This window comes from Streptomyces sp. col6 (genome assembly GCF_008042035.1).
In the GTDB taxonomy this organism is placed as follows: domain Bacteria; phylum Actinomycetota; class Actinomycetes; order Streptomycetales; family Streptomycetaceae; genus Streptomyces.
In genome coordinates this window covers 1-17,524 of the sequence record NZ_RDBL01000018.1, presented here as the reverse complement: position 1 = coordinate 17,524, position 17,524 = coordinate 1, and the positions used below count along the sequence as shown (strand labels likewise).

The following is a 17,524-nucleotide window of genomic DNA, read 5'->3' as shown; positions in this document are numbered from 1 at the left end:
CGCTTCCCCCACCACGGCAACCACCCCCGCCGCGAAGCCCGTTCAGCGCTACGACATCACCCTCGTCACCGGCGACGTCGTCCACTACACGGACGGCACGGGCAAGCAGGACACCGTCACCGTGGACCGCGCCGAGGGCGCGACCGGCGGTGTACACGTCCAGCAGGCCGGGGACGACATCTACGTCCTGCCCGACGAGGCGCAGAGCCTGCTCGCGGCCGGGAAGCTCGACCGTCGCCTCTTCAACGTCTCGGCGCTCGCGAAGATGGGCTACGACGACAAGTCGACCGGCGGCATCCCGCTCATCGCCACCTACCCGGCGTCCAAGGCCCGTTCGCTGCCCGTCGCCCCGCGCGGCAGCAAGACGGTCCGGCAGCTGCAGTCCATCCACGGCGCCGCCCTCAGGGCAGGCAAGGACACCGCGCGCTCCTTCTGGAACGACATCGCGCGCACCGCCACGGCCCGTTCGCTGGACAACGGCATCGCCAAGCTCTGGCTCGACGGCCGCGCCGAGGCCGCGCTCAAGGACTCGGTGCCGCAGATCAACGCCCCGCAGGCCTGGGCCGAGGGCTACGACGGCAAGGGCATCAAGGTCGCCGTCCTGGACACCGGCATCGACGAGGACCACCCGGACGTCAAGGACCGCATCCTGGAGTCCAAGAGCTTCGTGCCGGGCGAGGAGGTCGACGACAAGAACGGCCACGGCACGCACGTCGCCTCCACCATCGCCGGCTCCGGCGCCGCGTCCGACGGCGTCAACAAGGGCGTCGCCCCCGAGGCCGGGCTGCTCGTCGGCAAGGTCCTCAGCAACGAGGGCTCCGGCGCCGACTCCGGCATCATCGAGGCCATGGAGTGGGCGAAGGCCGAGGGCGCCGACGTCGTCTCCATGAGCCTCGGCTCACCGGTCGCCGACGACGGCACCGACCCCATGTCCCAGGCCGTCAACACCCTCTCCGCGGACGGCGGCCCGCTCTTCGTGATCGCCGCCGGCAACGCGTACGGCGCCGGCACCATCGGCTCGCCCGGATCCGCGGACCAGGCGCTCACCGTCGCCGCCGTCGACAAGCAGGACGGCCGCGCGGACTTCTCGTCCATGGGCCCGCTGGTGCGCACCTACGCCCTGAAGCCGGACCTGTCCGCGCCCGGCGTCGACATCAACGCCGCCGCCTCGCAGTCGGTCCCCGGCATCGAGGGCATGTACCAGTCGATGTCCGGTACGTCGATGGCCACCCCGCACGTCGCGGGCGCCGCCGCCATCCTCAAGCAGCGCCACCCCGACTGGACCGGCCAGCGCATCAAGGACGCGCTGATGAGCTCGTCCAAGGTGCTGCCCGACTACACCCCGTACGAGCAGGGCACCGGCCGGGTCGACGTGAAGGCCGCCGTCGACACGACCGTCGAGGCCACCGGCTCCGTCGCGGTCGCCGCGTACGACTGGCCGCACAGCGCCTCCGACCCGGTCGCCGAGCGGACCATCACCTACCGCAACACGGGCACCGCAGACGTCACCCTCGACCTGGCGACGGACAGCGACTCGGACGCGTACACGCTGTCCGTGAAGCAGCTGACCGTCCCGGCCGGCTCCACCGCCGAGGCCGTCCTGACGCTCGACCCGTCGAAGGCCGCCGCGGGCACGACGTTCTCCGGCCAGGTGATCGCCAAGGACGCCTCCGGCGCCGTCGTCGCGCACACCGGCTTCGCGCTCACCAAGGAGCAGGAGCTCTACGACCTCACGCTCCGGCTGCGCGACCGCTCCGGCAAGCCCATGGACGGCACCGTCGTCCTCGGCGCGCTCGGCGACCCGAACCTGTCGCCCGTCGCGGTGTCGGGCGAGACCACGCTCCGCCTGCCCCCGGGCAACTACACCGCCTGGGCCGCCGCCGACGTCAAGGGCGACACCGCCGACTCCAGGGCCATCGCCTTCCTGGCAGCCCCCGAGATCATCCTGGACAAGCCGGTCACGGCCACCCTCGACGCCTCCAAGGCCCGTAAGATCAGCGTGAGCACGCCGAAGGAGTCCGAGACCCGCCAGCTGCGCTACGACATGGCGCGCACCTCACCGGACGGCACCGTCCTGCGCGACGCGTACCAGATCCCGCTGACGTACGACCAGCTGTGGGCGAGCCCCACCAAGAAGGTCACCCAGGGCGACTTCTCCTTCCTGACCCGCTGGCGCCAGGGCGAGAAGCTGGTCGATCTGACGGCCGACGGCCGGGACGTCCCGGTCACCGCGCAGGGCGGCTCGGCAGTCGCCGAGAACAGCAGGGACAAGCTCCGCAGCGTCTTCGCGGGCAACGGCTCCGCCGCCGACTACAAGCGCGTGGACGCCAAGGGCATGGCCGTGGTCATCCGCGCCAGTGACACGGTGTCCCCGGCCGACCGCGCCGCCGCCGCGGTCGCCGCCGGCGCCAAGGCGCTGTTCGTCGTCAACCGCGGCGAGGGCCGGCTGATGGAGTCCTACGCGGACTGGGGCACCACGCTCCCCATCCCGGTGCTCTCCGTCCAGCGGATCGCCGGCGAGAGCCTGGTCAAGGCCGCGCAGCACGGCGAAAAACTGACCGTCGAGCAGCACAAGTACGCGAGCTACGTCTACGACCTGGTCGACCGCCACGACGGCACCATCCCGAACCGCTCGCTCGCCTTCGACCCGGCCACCCGTGACCTGGCGAAGATCGAGAACACCTTCTACGGCCACCGCGACGTCGTCGGCGGCGGCTTCCGCTACGACATCCCCGAGTACGGCCCCGGGCTCGGCTTCGAGGAGTACGAGAAGTTCCCCGGCACCCGCACCGAGTGGGTCAACCCGCTGCCCGGCGCCTCCTTCTGGTACGAGAACCACTCCCAGTTCAACGAGGAGGGCAGCGACACCGCGCTGGAGGAGCGCGGCGGCGAGATGGACTACCGGGCCGGCTCCACCAACAAGGCCCAGTGGTTCGCCCCCGTCACCCGGCCGCGCCTGGGCACCGCCTACTGGGGCCCGAACCGCTCGCAGTACGGCGACATCCAGTACAACATCACCCCGTGGACGGACGCCGGGGCCGGGCACTCGGGCTCCATGCCGGACAAGGAGTACGACACCGGCAAGGTGACGGTCTACCAGGGCGACAAGGTGCTGGACGAGTCCCCGGGCCGGGCCGGCTACATCGGTGATCTGCCCGACGAGAAGCTGCCCTACCGCCTGGTGCTCGACGCCTCGCGCGACGCGGACACCTGGAAGACGTCCGTGCGCACCCACTCGGAGTGGTCGTTCGTCTCGGGCGCCCTCGACCCGGAGGGTCCGTACCAGGTGGACATCCCGATGCTCCAGCTGGACTACGACGTCGCCACGGACCTCGCCGGTGACGTCCCGGCCGGCAAGTGGACCGAGATCGGCCTGTCGTCCACCACGCAGGAGTGGCTGAACGGTGCCGTGAAGGCCACGAAGGCCCGCCTGTCGGTGAGTTACGACGACGGGAAGACCTGGAGCCCGGTGTCGCTCGACAAGGACCGGACGGGATCCTGGACCGCCCGGTTCAAGACCCCGAAGAAGGGCGCCAAGGCGGTCTCGCTCAAGGCCCATGCCGAGGCCGCAGGCGGCCTCGCGGTGGACCAGGAGATCATCCGGGCGTTCGGCCTGAAGTAACGCGCCGAACCCCTCGTACGAGGCGGCCGCTCACCCGCTCCCGGGTGGGCGGCCGCCCCCGTGCGTCAGGCCGCGTCCACCGCCTCGGCCCCCGTCCGGGACCGCCGTACACCAGGGCCCCCGACGGCCGCCGCGCACAGCAGCGCCGGGGCCGCCGCCACCGCGCAGCACAGCGCGAGCGGCAGCCGGTCCACCAGGAGCCCCACCGCCGCCGTGCCGCCCGAGGAGCCCGCGTTGAACGCGGTGTTGACCCAGGCGCCCGCCCGGGTGCGCCGGGCCGCGTCCGCCGACTCGTCCGCGATCAGGTAGGCGGTCGTGAGCGCCGGCGCGACGAAGAGACCCGCCACGCCGACCACAGCGATCAGCACGTACACGTTGCCCGCGAGCCCGGCCGCCGCGGCCGCCGTGCCGAGACCGGCGGCCGTCGCCGGCAGCCGCACCCCCAGCGGGGCCCGCCACCGCAGCGCCCCGTAGGCCAGCCCCCCGACGGCGCTCGTCGCCGACAGGGCCGCCAGCACCCAGGACACCGCCGACGCCCGGTGCATCGCCTCGGTGAGGGCCACCACCAGCAGGTCGAGGGCCCCGAGGCAGAGCCCCACGGCGGCCGTCACCAGCACAGCGCGCCGCAGCGCGGGCACGGCGCCGAGCCGCAGGGCCGACGCCCCGGCCCCGGCCGCGTCGGCGCCGTGTTCCGGCTTCCCGCGCGGCACCGCGGGCGAGGTCACCAGCGCCCCCGCCCCGACGGCGATCAGCACCGCAGCGGTCAGCACACCGGCGGCGGGCCCGGTGGCCGTCACCAGCACGCCCACCAGCAACGGGCCGGTGACGTACAGCAGTTCCTCGGCCACCCCGTCCAGACTGTAGGCGCGGCGCAGCAGCTCCCGGTCGGGGACGAGGCCGCTCCACAGCGCCCGCATGACCGGGCCCAGCGGCGGCGTGCAGACGCCTGCCGCCGTGGCGAGCGCCCCGAGGAACAGCGGCGAGGCACCCGGCCGCCAGGTGACCAGGGCGAGGACGGTGAGCAGCACCGCGTACAGGCCCGCCATCGGCGGCAGGGCGCGGCGCGGCCCGTACCGGTCGATCAGCCCGGCACGTGCGGGGGAGAGGAGCACACTGGCGGCCCCGAACAGGGCCATGACGGTCCCGGCGGCGGAGTAGGAGCCGGTGGCGTCCTTGACGGCGAGGAGCAGGGCGAGCGGAGCGATTCCGTAGGAGAGCCGCCCGGTGAGCGCGGCGGCGAAGGTGCGTGCGGCATGAGGGGCACGCAGGACAGCGGCGTACGAGGGCGTGGGCATGGTGGGCTTCCTCGGAGGGCGGGGCGGACTCGGCCGCGCCGCGGGCGTGCGGGGACACCGGGGCGCCGCACCCGGTGGGCCGGGCGCGGTCGGAGCGGGGTCCTACGCACGAGGAAGGGACACGCGGGCAAGGTAGCAGAGGGACCCCTAGGGCCTTTCGTTTGGATCAGGCCGGGCTCGCGGGCTGCGGTGCCGCACCTCGCGGCGTTGTCGTCAATCACCAACGCTCCGCGTTGATTCAATCCTCCGCCTTGCGATGCACGGCACCGCAGCCCGCTCCCTGATCCGCCCTGATCCAAACGAAAGGCCCTACCCGACGACCTCCGCGCCGGCCGCCAGGATCTCCTCGGTGGCGGCCCACAGCCGGGGCACGAAGCGCAGCACCTCGTCGCGCCGGGCGAGCAGGTCGCCGGCGCTCGCGATGCCGGTGAGGCCGGCGACCGCTTCCCGGAACGCCGGCAGCCGGGCGGTGTGCAGCTCCGGCGCGTCCACGGCCAGGACCGTGTGGCAGCGGGCGAACGTCGCGACGATCCAGAAGACCGCCTCCCGGTGGTCGCCCCGGTCGATCAGCTCCCGGCTGCCGTCGACGGCGACGGGGCGCGCCCGCTCGGTGAGGTCGCTGCTGAAGAAGAACGGGGTGCGCGCGACCGGGACCGTGGCGTCGAACGTCTTTGTCAGCTCAGCCAGATGGTGGCGCACCCGCCGCGCGCAGACCTTCTCGCAGCCCAGGAGCGCCAGCAGTTCCGGGTACAGCGCCTGCTGCCCGTACTCCGTGAGGACGTCGCGCACGGCGGGGTAGCGCAGCCGGATCGTCGGGTTGCGCAGGGCGGCCACCAGCGGGACGTGCGTGGTGACCCCGGTGGGGAAGAGCCACGCCATCACCCGTGCGGCGAAGGGCTGTCCGGTGTCCAGGGCGGCGAGGCGGCTCTCGATCCGGTGCCGGGCGTCCAGACACCGCCGGCGCACCTGGTCCCGCTCGGCGAAGCGCGGCGCGACGTACGCGTGCAGCGCGCGCAGCCGCCCCGTGGGGTCGTCGATGACCGTGTCCCGGTTAAAGCCGCCCGCCAGGTGGTACGCGCCCAGCACCGCGTCCGGGTCGGCCAGCGCGGCCCACGGCTCGTACGTGATCTCCAGCAGGGCGCCCTCGTGGAGGAGCTTGCCGGGCTTCGCCGGTGCCTCGTCCCCCTCCGTCACCACGACCACGTCCACATCGGAGGAGACCGCCAGCTCCGCCCCGTCCGGGCGCCCGACCGTGGACCCGCTGAAGTACGCCCCCAGGTAGCCCGGTGCGGGGCGGGCGTGTGCGGCGACCCAGTGCGCGGCCGCGGCGCGCGCCTCTCCGACTCTCATGCCCGACTCCTATGCGCCGTTGCGGCCCGGCGTCAAGCGCGGACGGTAGCGTCGGCGGCGATCCATCGCCCCGTCCCCGCGACCGCCCGGTGAGGTGCCCCATGCGCAAGATCATCTACTGGATGTCGATGTCACTCGACGGCTTCATCGAGGGGCCGGGCCGGAACATCGACTGGCATACGGTGGACGAGGAGCTCCACAGCTACTTCAACGAGCAACTGGCCGGTATGGGCGGCATGCTGGACGGCCGAGTCACCCACCAGCTGATGGCCGACTTCTGGCCCACCGCGGACCAGGACCCCGCCAACGAGGGACCGATGGCCGACTTCGCCGTCATCTGGCGGAACATGCCGAAGTACGTCTACTCACGGACGCTGGAGCACGCCGACTGGAACACGACCATCGTCCGCGAGGTCGTCCCCGAGGAGGTCAGGGCGCTCAAGGAGCAGCCCGGCGGCGACCTCGCGCTCGGTGGCGCCGACCTCGCCGCGTCCTTCGCGGCGCACGACCTGATCGACCAGTACCGCGTCTACATCCACCCGGTCCTCATCGGCCGGGGCAAGCCGATGTTCCCGGCCGAGGAGACCCTGCGGCCCCTCCGCCTCACCGGCAGCCGCACCTTCGGCACCGGGGTCGTGGAGCTCTGTTACGACCGCGCCGACCGGTGACGTCCCGGGACCGGCCCGGGACGTCACCGCGAGGTCAGCGGCCCGCCTGGAGGGCCGTCCAGGTGGCCGGTCCCACGATTCCGTCGGCCGTCAGCTCCCGGCTCGTCTGATAGGAGCGCACCGCGGTCGCGGTCGCCGGGCCGAAGGTGCCGTCGGCGTCCACCGTCGAGCCGAGCGCCGCCGTCAGCGTGCGCTGGAGCCGCTTGACGTCCTCGCCCGTCGCGTCCGCGGCGAGCACCGGCGTCGTCCCGGCGGACAGCAGCGCCGTCCACGTCCTGGCGCCCACGACCCCGTCGGCGTCGAGGCCGTGCGCCGTCTGGAAGGACGTCACCGCGGTCGCCGTGGCCGGCCCGAAGGTGCCGTCCGCCTCGCCCGCCGGGTAGCCCTGGTCGGTCAGCAGCCGCTGGAGGGCGGTGACCTGGGGCCCCGTCGAGCCGCCGCGCTGGGTCGTGTACGTGGTGAAGCTCAGCCCGTCCCGGGTCTCGCCGCCCGTCCCGTTGCCCTTGACCAGCTCCATGTAGCGGTCCCAGTCCCAGTAGGGGCCGGGGTCCGTGTGGTCGTTGCCGGGGGCCTCGCTGTGCCCGATGATGTGCGCCCGGTCCTTCGGGATGCCGTACGTGTCGCACAGCGAGGCGGTCAGCGCGGCCGACGAGCGGTACATCGCGTCCGTGAACCAGGTCGGGTCGTCGATGAAGCCCTCGTGCTCGATGCCGAGCGAGGAGGCGTTGGCGCTGCGCGCGTGGTACGCGGTGTCGGCGTCGCGCACCATCTGGGTGATCTGCCCGTCCGAGGAGCGCACCACGTAGTGCGCGCTCACCTCGGACACCGGGTCCTGGAACCAGCTGATCGAGCCCGCGTACGAGCCCTGCGTGACGTGGATGACGATCTTGTCGATCTTCGCGGTGCGGCCGGCGGTGTAGTTGTTCGGGTCGGCCGGGACCCACAGCGCCGCCGGATAGTCGGCGCTCCGCGCGCCGGTGTCGGCGGCGGCGATCCCGTCCTTGTGCGGGGAGACGGGCCGGCCGGTCACCGTGATCCGCTCGCCGTCGGGGGTGAGGGCGTCGAGGCCGTCCGCGAGGAACGTGTAGACCGTGTCGGCGTAGAGCGCGGCGGCCGGGCCCTGCGTACCGCTGTAGCGGGCGACGGCCGGGTACCAGGCGTCGAGATCGTCGCGGTCGTGCGCGTCGAGGCCGAGCGTGTCCGCGTAGCCGCGCAGGATCGCGGCGCCGCCCAGGATGTTGGCGGCGGTGTCCGTGCGCAGGGCGGCGACCGGTTCGCCGGTGAGGGCGGCGGCCCGCTCCAGGGTGTGATGCGCGGGGTTGCTGACCAGGTGCATCACACCGAAGCCGTTGGCCTGGCTGGGCCGTCCGGCGTGGCCGTCGAGGCGGGTCTCGCCGTATCCGACGGCGGCGAGCAGATCACGCGGTACGTCGAACTCGTGGGCGGCCCGGTCGAAGGCCCGGTCCATCGGGTGCCCGGTGTCCCCGGCGGCGAGGGCCGGGGCGCCGGTGGCGGCCAGGACGGTGGCGGTGAGAGCCGCCAGGACGGAGGCACGTGTGGGCATACCTGCTCCTGCTCTGTGGGGGGAGGGCGCACGGGGCCGGGCACCCGCGAAGCCTGCTCACGATAGAGAGCCACTGGTGGTATGACAATCAGTCCGCGCGCGTGTCGAACCCGCACTACTCCGTAGGAGTTGACGGCCCGTGAGCAGGCGCGCGCCGCGCCGGATTCGTACACCTGGACAGCCCCCCACCGCACGGGGGAACGCGGACCGGGCCGGTCGCCGCCAGGGCGTATAACAGAGAACTCCGGACCGGCCGGCGTCCCCGATGGCAGTCACATCTCACGCGGCAAGGCGTCACCGCGTACGACAGCGGAGAAGTGCCCGATGAGCATGAGCACAGCAGACGAGATCAGCACCTTGCTGACGGCGAACTTCGGAACCGACCCCGTGGCGATCCGCCCCGACGTGCCCCTCCGGCAGCTGCGCCTGGACTCCCTGGCGCTGGAGGAGCTGCGGCTCCTGATCGAGGACCGGCTCGGCGTCGACCTCGACGACGTCCAGCTCACCTCCCGCGACACCGTCGGCCAACTGGTCGACGCCGTGCGCAGCAAGGCCGCCGCGTGACGGCCCCCTACCGCCTGCCGCCCTTCGCCGCGGCCGTCACCGGGATCGGGCTCGTCACCTCGGCGGGCGTCGGCGCCGAGGCCACCTGGCGCGCGCTGAACGACCCCGCGACCGCACCCTGCGTACCCCACCGGGACGAACTCCAGGGCCTGCCCTGCGACTTCATGTACAGCGTCACCGACCTGGACACCCGGGCCGTCCTCGGCGTCGCCGCGCACCGGCTCATGGACCGCTTCTCGCGCCTCGCCGTCATCGCCGCCCGCGAGGCCGTCGCGGACGCCGGGCTGGACCCCGCCGTCTGGGACAGCGGCCGGGTCGCCGTCGTCATCGGCTCCGCCCACGGCGGCCTGCCCTTCTACGACGAACAGCACACCGCCCTCACCGAACGCGGCGCCCGCCGCGTCTCGCCCAAGCTCGCCCCGCTCACCGTCGTCAACGGCGCCGCCAGCAGCGTCGCCACCGACCTCGGCGCCCACGGACCCAGCCAGGCCGTCTCCACCGCCTGCTCTTCCGGAACCGTCGCCATCGGCACCGCCCACCAGATGCTGCGCACCGGCGCCTGCGACATCGTCGTCGCCGGCGGTGCCGAGTCCGTCTGCTCCCGGCTCCTGATCGCCAGCGCCTGCCGGCTCAAGGCCGTCTCCACCCGCATCGACGACCCGCAGGCGGCCTGCCGCCCCTTCGACACCCACCGCGACGGCTTCGTCGTCGGCGAAGGCGCCGGACTCCTCGTCATGGAACGCCCCGAGCACGCCCGCGCCCGGGGCGCCGCCGTCCGCGCCCACATCGCCGGCTACGGATCCTCCAGCGACGCCTACTCCGCCGTCGCCCCCGACCCCGACGGGCTCGGCATCGAACGGGCACTGCGCACGGCGCTCGCCGACGCCGGGGTGGACGCCGCCGCCATCGGACACGTCAACGCCCACGGCACCTCCACCGTGTCCAACGACCTGATCGAGACGGTCATGCTGCGCCGGGTCCTGGGCGAGCACCCCCTCGTCACCTCCACCAAGGCGATGACCGGCCACACCCTCGGCGCCGCCGGCGGCATCGAGACCGTGCTGACCGTCCTCGCCCTCCAGCACCAGCTCGTACCGCCCACCGTCAACCTCGACGCCCCCGACCCGGACATCCCCGTCGAGGTGGTGAGCAAGGAGGCCAGGCCGGCCGCGTTCCACGCCGCCGTCAAGACCTCGCTCGGCTTCGGGGGCCACAACGCCGCCCTCGTCCTCACCAGGTGACCGGGGCCCAAGGACCAGACCTCATGACCGAAGAGATCATCCGGACCCTCACCGTGGACGGGCTGACCTACCGCTACCGCCTCCTGCGGCAGCCCGCGCCCCGCACCGAACCCGTCGTCGTCCTCGGCGGCGCGCTCCAGGGGATGTACGGCTGGCCGCAGATGGACGAGCACCTGGGCCCGCACGCCGACGTCGTCACCGCCGACCTCCCCGGCATGGGCGGCGCCGACCCACTGCCGCCCGGCGCCCGGGACGACCTCCTGTACGCCGCCGTCACCGGCATCATCGACGATCTCGGCGCGGAACGGGTCAACCTCTTCGGCTTCTCCTACGGTGCCTCGATCGCCTTCGGCTGCGCCCGGCGCGGCCCCGGCCGTATCGCCCGCCTGGCCCTCGGCGGCGTACCGTCGCACATCAGCGACGCCCAGCGCGACGGATGGGGTCGGGCGGTCGGACGCCTTGAGGCCGGGGACGCGGAAGGGCTCGCGGCGCTCACCGCCGAGGCGCTGATGTGCCTGGACCCGGAGCGCCCGGTCCACCGCAGGGACCTCGCCCTGCGCTATGTGCGCCGGTCCTTCGTGCACGCCCTCACGCACTCGCCGCACGCCGAACGCTCGCTGCGCCGGGCGCTGGACCACCGCCCGGACTTCTCCGGGGGGCTGCGCGGGGTGCCCGCGCTCGTCTTCGCGGGCGAGCACGACACCGTGACCTCGCCGGAGCGGCAGCGCGCCTTCGCGGCGACGATCGAGGGCAGCCGCTTCCTGACCATCGGGGAGTCGGACCACTGGGTCGTCCTGGAGCGGCCCGACGATGTGGCGGACCTGGTCGCCCGCTTTCTCACCGACCGTCCGCTGGAGCCCGCCCCCGCGCTGCGGCCGGTCGGCCTGCTGCCGCGCCCGCGCACGGGGACGGCAGGTCATGCCCTGCCACGGGCGGGCGGCTGAGCCGCCCGCCCGTGCGCCGGGTCAGTGGTGGCCGTGGTGCCCGTGGCCGCCGTGTCCGTGACCGTGGTCCGGGGCGTTCACGTCGACCCGCACGATCTGCGGGTCGTGGTCGCTCGCCTGGTCGGCGAACTCCGCGTTGATGTGCACCACGTCGTAGTCGAAGCGGCGCACACCCGGGCTGGTCAGGATGTGGTCGAGGGTCTGCGAGTTGCCCTCGTACACATAGCTGTACTGCTCGTTCTTCGGCAGCGTGGTGATCAGCGGCTTGAGCACCTTGCCGTCGGTCAGCGCGCCGACGGTGGGCGAGAAGGCGAAGTCGTTGAGGTCACCGAGGACCACGACCCGCGCCGATTTGTCCGCCGCGAGCAGCGACTTGACGAAGGTGTTGACCTCCTTCGCCTGCTGCACGCGCTTGGTCTCGGAGCTGCGCACCGGCTCCTGGTAGCGGCCGTGCAGCGGCTGGTCGCCGCCCTTGGACGCGAAGTGGTTGCCGACGACGAACACGGACTTCCCGTGGAAGCGGAACTCGCCGACCAGCGGCTTGCGGCTGTCGTCCCAGGCCGCACTGGCCGGGGCGATCCGGCCCGGCGACACCGACAGCGTGACGCCCTTCTTCGTCTTCACGGCGGCCACGGGCGTCGTCGCGTCGCCGCCCGGACGGTCCACGAAGCCGACCCGCTCCGGGTTGAACAGGAAGACGTTGCGGATGTTGCCGCCGGGCTCGCCGCCGTCCTTCCCGTCCTGCGGGGCGACATAGCGCCAGGAGTAGCGGGGGCCGCCCGCCGCCACGATCGCGTCGGTGAACCGCTTCAGCGTGGCTTCGGAGCCGACCGTGCCGTCGTTGACCGCGCCGTTGTCGTCCTGGATCTCCTCCAGGGACACGATGTCCGGTGAGGAGAGATTGACCGCGACGCCCTCGGCCAGGGTGTCGAACTTCGTCTGGTCGTCGAGCGCGTCGAGGTTCTCCACGTTGTACGTGGCGACCGCGAGCTCCTTGCCCTTCTGCTTGCGCGTGACCTCGCGCTTGAGGTGGTGGTCGGTGAGCGTGCCCAGCGCGGTGGCCTGCAGGTTGTAGCCGCCGTACGAGTCGTAGTCCAGGACGCCCGAGGTGGTGCCGGAGAGCACGTCGCCCACGTTCGCGGTGGGCACCGGCGCGGCCGGGTCCAGCGACAGGATCTTGATCCGGCCGGTGTTCTGGTCGGTGTACGAGGCGTAGAGCGTGCCGCCGCGCCGGGTCGGGTTCTGCTTCGGCGCGACCGTCACCCAGACCTCGTGGTACGCGGTCGTCGCGCCCGTGACGCGCGTGTCGGCGATCTGGACCCGGGTGCCCTCCAGGGACTCGTACAGGTCCAGCGCGTACGTCGACGGCTCCAGGGGCAGCGCGTCGATCGAGCCGCCGCCGGCCGAGGGGACGTACTTCGACGGCACCGACTTGGCGTCCAGCACCACCGGTGCGGGCAGCGCGTTGCCGGAGGAGACGACCGTGACCTTCGGCGCGGTGATCTCGGTGACCGACTGGGTGGTGGCCGAGGGGTAGTACTCGTCCACGGTGCCGCTCACCAGTACCGAGTCGCCCACCTTCACGGCCGGGGCGGCGGAGCCGGTGTATACGAAGACGCCCTCGCCGGTGCGCGGGTCGGCGTCCGGGGCGGTGTCCTGGATCCAGAAGCCGCGGGAACCCGAGGTGCGTACCGCCGTGACCACGCCCGGGACCCCGGTGACCGCCTTGCCGTCCAGCGGGGAGACCCGGGTGGTGCCCTGGATGTCGTGGATCCGCACGGTGCCGGGCTCGGTGGGGTTGCCCGGGTCGCCCGGGTCCTCGCCGCCGCCCGAGGTCTCGCCGGCCGCGTTCACCGGGGAGGGGGACGCCGCGGCGAGGTCGGCGGCGTTGTCGTCGGTGTCCGCGAGCGAGGCCGCGCGCGCCACGGAGGCGGTGGCGGAGGCGCCCTTCGCCGGTCCGCTGCCCTCCCGGACGACCGCGGTGCCGTAGCCGACCAGGTCCACGACACGGGTGTCGGCGGCGCAGTCGGCGGCCGTCTTGCAGGTCAGCGGGGTGGTCCCGGACACCAGGGCGACGGTGCCGGCCGTGGCGGACATCGCGACGGTGCCGGTGGCGTCCGGGGCCGGCAGCGCGACCGTGCCGCCGGTGCCCGCCGCCTGCGCGACGAGGTAACGGCCGCCGGGCGCGACGGAACCGGTCAGCGCCGAGACCTGCCACAGCGACCCCGCCGACGGGGCACCGGGCAGGTACTGGACGCTGAACCCGGAGAGGTCGTACGCGGCGGAGCCGGCGTTGGCCAGCTCGACGAAGTCACGGGTGAGCGTCGCACCGGAGTTCCCGCCGCCCCCGTACACCTCGGAGATCACGGCGGACGAGGACGGGGCCGCGAAGGCGGCGGGCAGCGCGGTCGCCGAGAGCGTCACGGCTACCGCGCCGGCCAGCAGGGCGGAACGGGTGGTGGATATGCGCACGGAGAATGCCCCTCAGAGTGTGGTGAGGGAGCACAAGCTATGCGCGTAGAACAGGCGATGACAAGGCATCAGTGGTGAATTCCGGAAAACGTTCGGTGACGAGCAAACCTGTCCAGGATGCGGCGATGGTTTGACCGGGTTGCGCCGGTCCGGCTACGTTGCGCGGCATGCAGCGATCCGCACATCTCACGACGCGGGGTCACATCGACCTCAAGCGGGTGTGCTCCGCCGTGTGTCACCGCGCCTGAGGCACCCCGCCCGCGCCCTCCCGCTTCCCGAGGACCCGCGACCGCGCCCCGTGCCACGCCGACACCGCGACCGTCGCCGCCCCCGAGGACCTGGAAGACACTGTGAAGAGTCTGTCCGCCCCCGTCCGCCGCCCCCACGGCCAGTACCGAGCCGGTGAAGCTGCTCGGCACCACGGCCCGCTCCGGGTCGTCGCAGACCCAGGAGCGCTCCGCCACCTCCGCGCGCAGATCGGCCAGGCACTCCGGCATCCGCCCGGCTCCGGGCTCGACGACGACGAGCACCTCCGGGTCGAACATGCACCCGTACCGCCCCGCTGCGCCGCGCCGACATACCCGCGCCGGTGCCGGCCCGCCGCGCGACCGGCACCGGCTCCGTCTTCGGCGCCATCCTGGACCACGGCCCCGTCGCCCGGTCCACCGTCGCCCGCCTCACCGGCCTCTCGCCCGCCTCCGTCAGCGGGCACGTCGGCCGGCTGCTGGCCCGGGGGCTGGTCCGGGAGAGCGCCGAGACCGCCGGGCCCAAGGGGCTCGGCCGACCGCACATCCCGGTCGAGATCGACACCGGCGGCTATCTCGTCGCCGGCGCCCATATCGCCGTCGCCCACTCCACCCTGTCGCTGATGGACCTGCGCGGCCGGATCGTCGCCCAGGACCGGCAGCCCCACGGCACCACCGACCCCCACCGCCTGCTCACCGGACTCGCCGCCCGGCTGCCCCCGTTGGTGGCCGACCACGCCGGCGGGCGCACCGTCCTCGCCCTCGGCCTGGCCACCGGCCACCGCGTCGACCCCGAGAACGGTGTGATCGTCGCGCACCCCCAGCTCGGCTGGGAGGACGTCCCCGCCCGCGATGTGGTCACCGCCGCGACCGGGCTGCCCGTCCACGTGGACAGCCACTCCCGCGCCCTGGCCCGTGCCGAGCAGCTGTTCGGCCAGGAATCGACCCGGGCCAGCACCGTCCTGCTCTTCGTCGGCGCGGTGGTGGACGCCGCCTTCGCCACCGAGGGCGCCCTGCACCGGGGCCCGCGCTCCGGGGCGGGCAGCGTCGCCCATCTGCCGCTGGGGGCCGGGGGGTCGGGCGGCGCGGAGCCGTGCTCCTGCGGGCGGTCCGGCTGCCTCCAGTCGGAGGTCTCGGAACGGGCCATGGTGCGCCGCGCCGCCGCCCAGGGGCTGGTGACCGGGTCCTTCTCGGAGCTGCTCGACCGGGCGCTGGCCGGGGACGCGCGGGCGGTCGCGCTGTTCCGCCGGCGGGCCCGGCTGGTGGGCCGGGCCGCGGCCCTGCTCCTGGACATGTTCGACCCGGAGGTGCTCGTCGTCGTCGAGCCCGGAGCCGGGCGGATGCCGGAGTGCCTGGCCGATCTGCGCGCGGAGGTGGCGGAGCGCTCCTGGGTCTGCGACGACCCGGAGCGGGCCGTGGTGCCGAGCAGCTTCACCGGCTCGGTACTGGCCGTGGCGGGCGGCGCGGTGGCGCTCGGCTCGCTGTACACGGACCCGCTCGGGCCGTGGCCGGCACTGCCCGCGGTGTCCTGAATCCGGACGCGCCGCACCCCTCCCGTCGTCCGACTTAATTCAGTCAGTTGCATTGTTGACCGGCCCCGAACCCCGACGGGATGATGGATTCATGACCAGCCGACAGCGGAATTCAGGGAAAGCGTCCTCGGTGACGCGGCCCTTCCGCTCGTCCGTGCCCACGGCCGCCCCGCTGCGTCCGTGTTGCGGCCGCTGTCCGGGCCCCCGGTAAATACCCGCTGATATTCGGCGAACGTTCCGCGCGTCCGCGCGCCTCGCCGTGCGCGATTCCGTGCATGCCTCCGTGCGCACCGCCGCGCGCGTTTTCCCCGCGACCACGGAAATTCCGCGCTGCCCTTTCCGACTTCCCACCCCGGGAGAGACGTTGACCGTCACTGTGCCCTCGTACGCCGCCCCTGCCGCCGTCCCCGCCCAGGCGGGGATCGCCCCCGACCGCTTCCGGAAGGCGTTCCGCCGCTACCCCGCCGGGGTCGTCGTCATCACCACCGACTCCGGCCGCGGACCCGTCGGCTTCACCGCCACCTCGCTGACCTCGCTCTCGCTCACCCCGCCGCTGATCTCGTTCGGCATCGGGACCACCACCTCCTCGTGGCCGCACTTCGAGCACGCCCGTACGGCGGTCGTGCACTTCCTCGCCGCCGAACAGCAGCCCCTGGCCGCCACCTTCGCGACCAGCGGCATCGACCGCTTCGCCGCCCCCACCCGCTGGCGCCGCCTGCCCGGCGGCGAGCCGCTGCTCGACGACGTGGCCGGCCACCTGCGGGTGGAGACCGAGCAGATCGTGCCCGCCGGTGACCACCGCATCGTCATCGCCCGGGTGGTGGACGCCCAGCTCGACGAGGGCCGCGGCCCCCTGCTCTTCCACGACGGCGCCTACCTCTCCCTCTGACCGGATCAGGACCTCTCCCATGCCACGCCACCGCACCTCCCCGACGCTCGGCCGCCGCTCGTTCCTCGCCCTCGGCGGCACCGCCCTCCTCGGCACGCTCGCCGCCTGCTCCCCGCAGACGAAATCCGCGGCGAGCGCCGAACCGGCCGGAAAACTGCCGTCCGGGGCACCGCCACCCGGCACGAATCTCTCCGTCGCCGTCCGTTCCACGCGCCTTCAACTCGGCCCCGCCGGACTGGAGAAGGACCTTCCCTTCACCGTTTCGCAATGGCCCAACCTGAGCGCGGGCCCCGATATCATCCAGGGATTCCGGGCGCATTCCATCGACCTGGCCGTCAACGCCGGAATTCCGCCGATCCAGGCCCACGCCATCGACGTCGGCGCGAAGATCGTCGCGGTGCAGGTGCGGAACAGCCCCTCGTACGTCTTCGCCACCGCACCCGGCTCCGACATCCGGTCCGTCGACGACTTCCGGGGCCGGAAGATCGGGTTCTCGCAGGGACAGGCCCAGGGCGTCGTCGTACTGCGAGCGCTCAAGCAGGCGGGCATCGACAACAAGGACGTGGAGCTGGTCGCCCTGCCCAGCACCCAGTTCCTCACCGCTCTCCAGTCCAAGCAGGTCGACGTCGCCCCGCTCGGCGAACCCACCCTTACCAAGTACCTCTCCCAGTACGGCAAGGACGGGGCGCGCGGCGTGAAGACCGACGTCGTGGACCTGCTCTCGGTGCTCTGGGCACCCAACGAGGTGCTGAACGACCGGGCCAAGGCCGCCGCCGTCCGCAGCTTCATCCCGCTGTGGGCCAGGGGCCAGGTCTGGGCGTGGGAGAACACCGACGAGTGGATCGACACGTACTACGTCAAGGACCAGGGCGTCTCGCGGGAGGACGGCAAGCGCATCGTCGCCTCGCTCAACAAGCCGCTCTTCCCGGCCTCCTGGGACAAGGCCATCGCCTGGGAGCAGGAGACCGCCGACCTGCTCGCCGCCGGCGGATTCGTACCCGAGCAGGACGCCACCGAACTGTTCGACCGCCGCTTCGAGGGGCTGGCGGCCGAGGCCGTGTCCGCCCCGTACCGGGAGAAGCCATGACCGAGCTGCTGACGCACACCACCCGCCCCGTCCCTCCGGTCACCACGGCCG

At 73.1% G+C, this 17,524-nt stretch carries 13 protein-coding genes; 8 read left to right on the top strand and 5 right to left on the bottom strand.

Translation table 11 applies throughout. The annotated features are described in order from the left end of the window. On the top strand, positions 1–3,622 hold a 3,622-nt coding region (locus EAO73_RS25600; protein ID WP_147973942.1), incomplete at its 5' end, for a S8 family peptidase. A 65-nt stretch (positions 3,623–3,687) separates the two neighbouring features. Here EAO73_RS25600 and EAO73_RS25595 read toward each other — a convergent pair. Beyond that, a complete protein-coding gene (locus EAO73_RS25595) occupies positions 3,688–4,917 on the bottom strand; it encodes an MFS transporter (RefSeq protein WP_147973941.1) in 1,230 nt (409 codons plus the stop codon). Positions 4,918–5,226: 309 nt separating this feature from the next. Continuing rightward, positions 5,227–6,267 (bottom strand): hypothetical protein, encoded by a 1,041-nt coding sequence (locus tag EAO73_RS25590; RefSeq protein ID WP_147973940.1) that lies wholly within the window; start codon positions 6,265–6,267, stop codon positions 5,227–5,229. Positions 6,268–6,368: 101 nt separating this feature from the next. On the opposite strand from EAO73_RS25590, the gene EAO73_RS25585 reads away from it, so the two are divergent. Continuing rightward, positions 6,369–6,935, top strand: a complete 567-nt coding sequence (locus EAO73_RS25585) for a dihydrofolate reductase family protein (protein ID WP_147973939.1) — start codon at positions 6,369–6,371, stop codon at positions 6,933–6,935. Positions 6,936–6,969: 34 nt separating this feature from the next. Here the strand turns inward: EAO73_RS25585 and EAO73_RS25580 are convergent, their stop codons facing one another. After that, the gene (locus EAO73_RS25580) at positions 6,970–8,499 is read right to left on the bottom strand and encodes a peptidoglycan-binding protein (protein ID WP_147973938.1); all 1,530 of its coding nucleotides are present in this window, start codon (positions 8,497–8,499) and stop codon (positions 6,970–6,972) included. Between the two features lie 330 nt (positions 8,500–8,829). On the opposite strand from EAO73_RS25580, the gene EAO73_RS25575 reads away from it, so the two are divergent. The 3 genes from EAO73_RS25575 to EAO73_RS25565 are packed head-to-tail and all read left to right on the top strand — an operon-like array spanning position 8,830 to position 11,248. Further along, entirely contained in the window at positions 8,830–9,063 is a 234-nt protein-coding gene (locus EAO73_RS25575; RefSeq protein ID WP_191134220.1) for an acyl carrier protein, read from the top strand. Continuing rightward, a complete protein-coding gene (locus EAO73_RS25570; protein ID WP_147973936.1) occupies positions 9,060–10,304 on the top strand; it encodes a beta-ketoacyl-[acyl-carrier-protein] synthase family protein in 1,245 nt (414 codons plus the stop codon). Before EAO73_RS25575 ends, EAO73_RS25570 begins: the two co-directional genes overlap by 4 nt. A 23-nt stretch (positions 10,305–10,327) precedes the next feature. Then, positions 10,328–11,248 (top strand): alpha/beta fold hydrolase, encoded by a 921-nt coding sequence (locus EAO73_RS25565; protein ID WP_147973935.1) that lies wholly within the window; start codon positions 10,328–10,330, stop codon positions 11,246–11,248. A 21-nt stretch (positions 11,249–11,269) separates the two neighbouring features. Here the strand turns inward: EAO73_RS25565 and EAO73_RS25560 are convergent, their stop codons facing one another. Then, positions 11,270–13,720, bottom strand: coding sequence for an endonuclease/exonuclease/phosphatase family protein (locus EAO73_RS25560; protein WP_147973934.1), 2,451 nt, complete (start codon positions 13,718–13,720; stop codon positions 11,270–11,272). A gap of 68 nt (positions 13,721–13,788) precedes the next feature. Continuing rightward, positions 13,789–14,265 (bottom strand): hypothetical protein, encoded by a 477-nt coding sequence (locus EAO73_RS36720; protein ID WP_224756445.1) that lies wholly within the window; start codon positions 14,263–14,265, stop codon positions 13,789–13,791. Between the two features lie 17 nt (positions 14,266–14,282). Here EAO73_RS36720 and EAO73_RS25550 point away from each other — a divergent pair, with 17 nt between their 5' ends. The 3 genes from EAO73_RS25550 (at position 14,283) to EAO73_RS25540 (ending at position 17,473) form a co-directional block, all read left to right on the top strand. Further along, entirely contained in the window at positions 14,283–15,497 is a 1,215-nt protein-coding gene (locus EAO73_RS25550) for an ROK family transcriptional regulator (RefSeq protein ID WP_147973933.1), read from the top strand. A 364-nt stretch (positions 15,498–15,861) separates the two neighbouring features. Next, the gene (locus EAO73_RS25545; protein WP_147973932.1) at positions 15,862–16,386 is read left to right on the top strand and encodes a flavin reductase family protein; all 525 of its coding nucleotides are present in this window, start codon (positions 15,862–15,864) and stop codon (positions 16,384–16,386) included. 19 nt (positions 16,387–16,405) lie between these two features. Beyond that, a complete protein-coding gene (locus EAO73_RS25540; RefSeq protein WP_147973931.1) occupies positions 16,406–17,473 on the top strand; it encodes an ABC transporter substrate-binding protein in 1,068 nt (355 codons plus the stop codon). Positions 17,474–17,524 lie beyond the last annotated feature (51 nt).

Bases quoted from the DNA above. Each gene is read 5' to 3' on its own strand.
- EAO73_RS25595 (WP_147973941.1), bottom strand. From the start codon at position 4,917: ATGCCCACGCCCTCGTACGCCGCTGTCCTGCGTGCCCCTCATGCCGCA.
- EAO73_RS25590 (WP_147973940.1), bottom strand. From the start codon at position 6,267: ATGAGAGTCGGAGAGGCGCGCGCCGCGGCCGCGCACTGGGTCGCCGCA.
- EAO73_RS25585 (WP_147973939.1), top strand. From the start codon at position 6,369: ATGCGCAAGATCATCTACTGGATGTCGATGTCACTCGACGGCTTCATC.
- EAO73_RS25580 (WP_147973938.1), bottom strand. From the start codon at position 8,499: ATGCCCACACGTGCCTCCGTCCTGGCGGCTCTCACCGCCACCGTCCTG.
- EAO73_RS25575 (WP_191134220.1), top strand. From the start codon at position 8,830: ATGAGCACAGCAGACGAGATCAGCACCTTGCTGACGGCGAACTTCGGA.
- EAO73_RS25565 (WP_147973935.1), top strand. From the start codon at position 10,328: ATGACCGAAGAGATCATCCGGACCCTCACCGTGGACGGGCTGACCTAC.
- EAO73_RS36720 (WP_224756445.1), bottom strand. From the start codon at position 14,265: ATGTTCGACCCGGAGGTGCTCGTCGTCGTCGAGCCCGGAGCCGGGCGG.
- EAO73_RS25540 (WP_147973931.1), top strand. From the start codon at position 16,406: ATGCCACGCCACCGCACCTCCCCGACGCTCGGCCGCCGCTCGTTCCTC.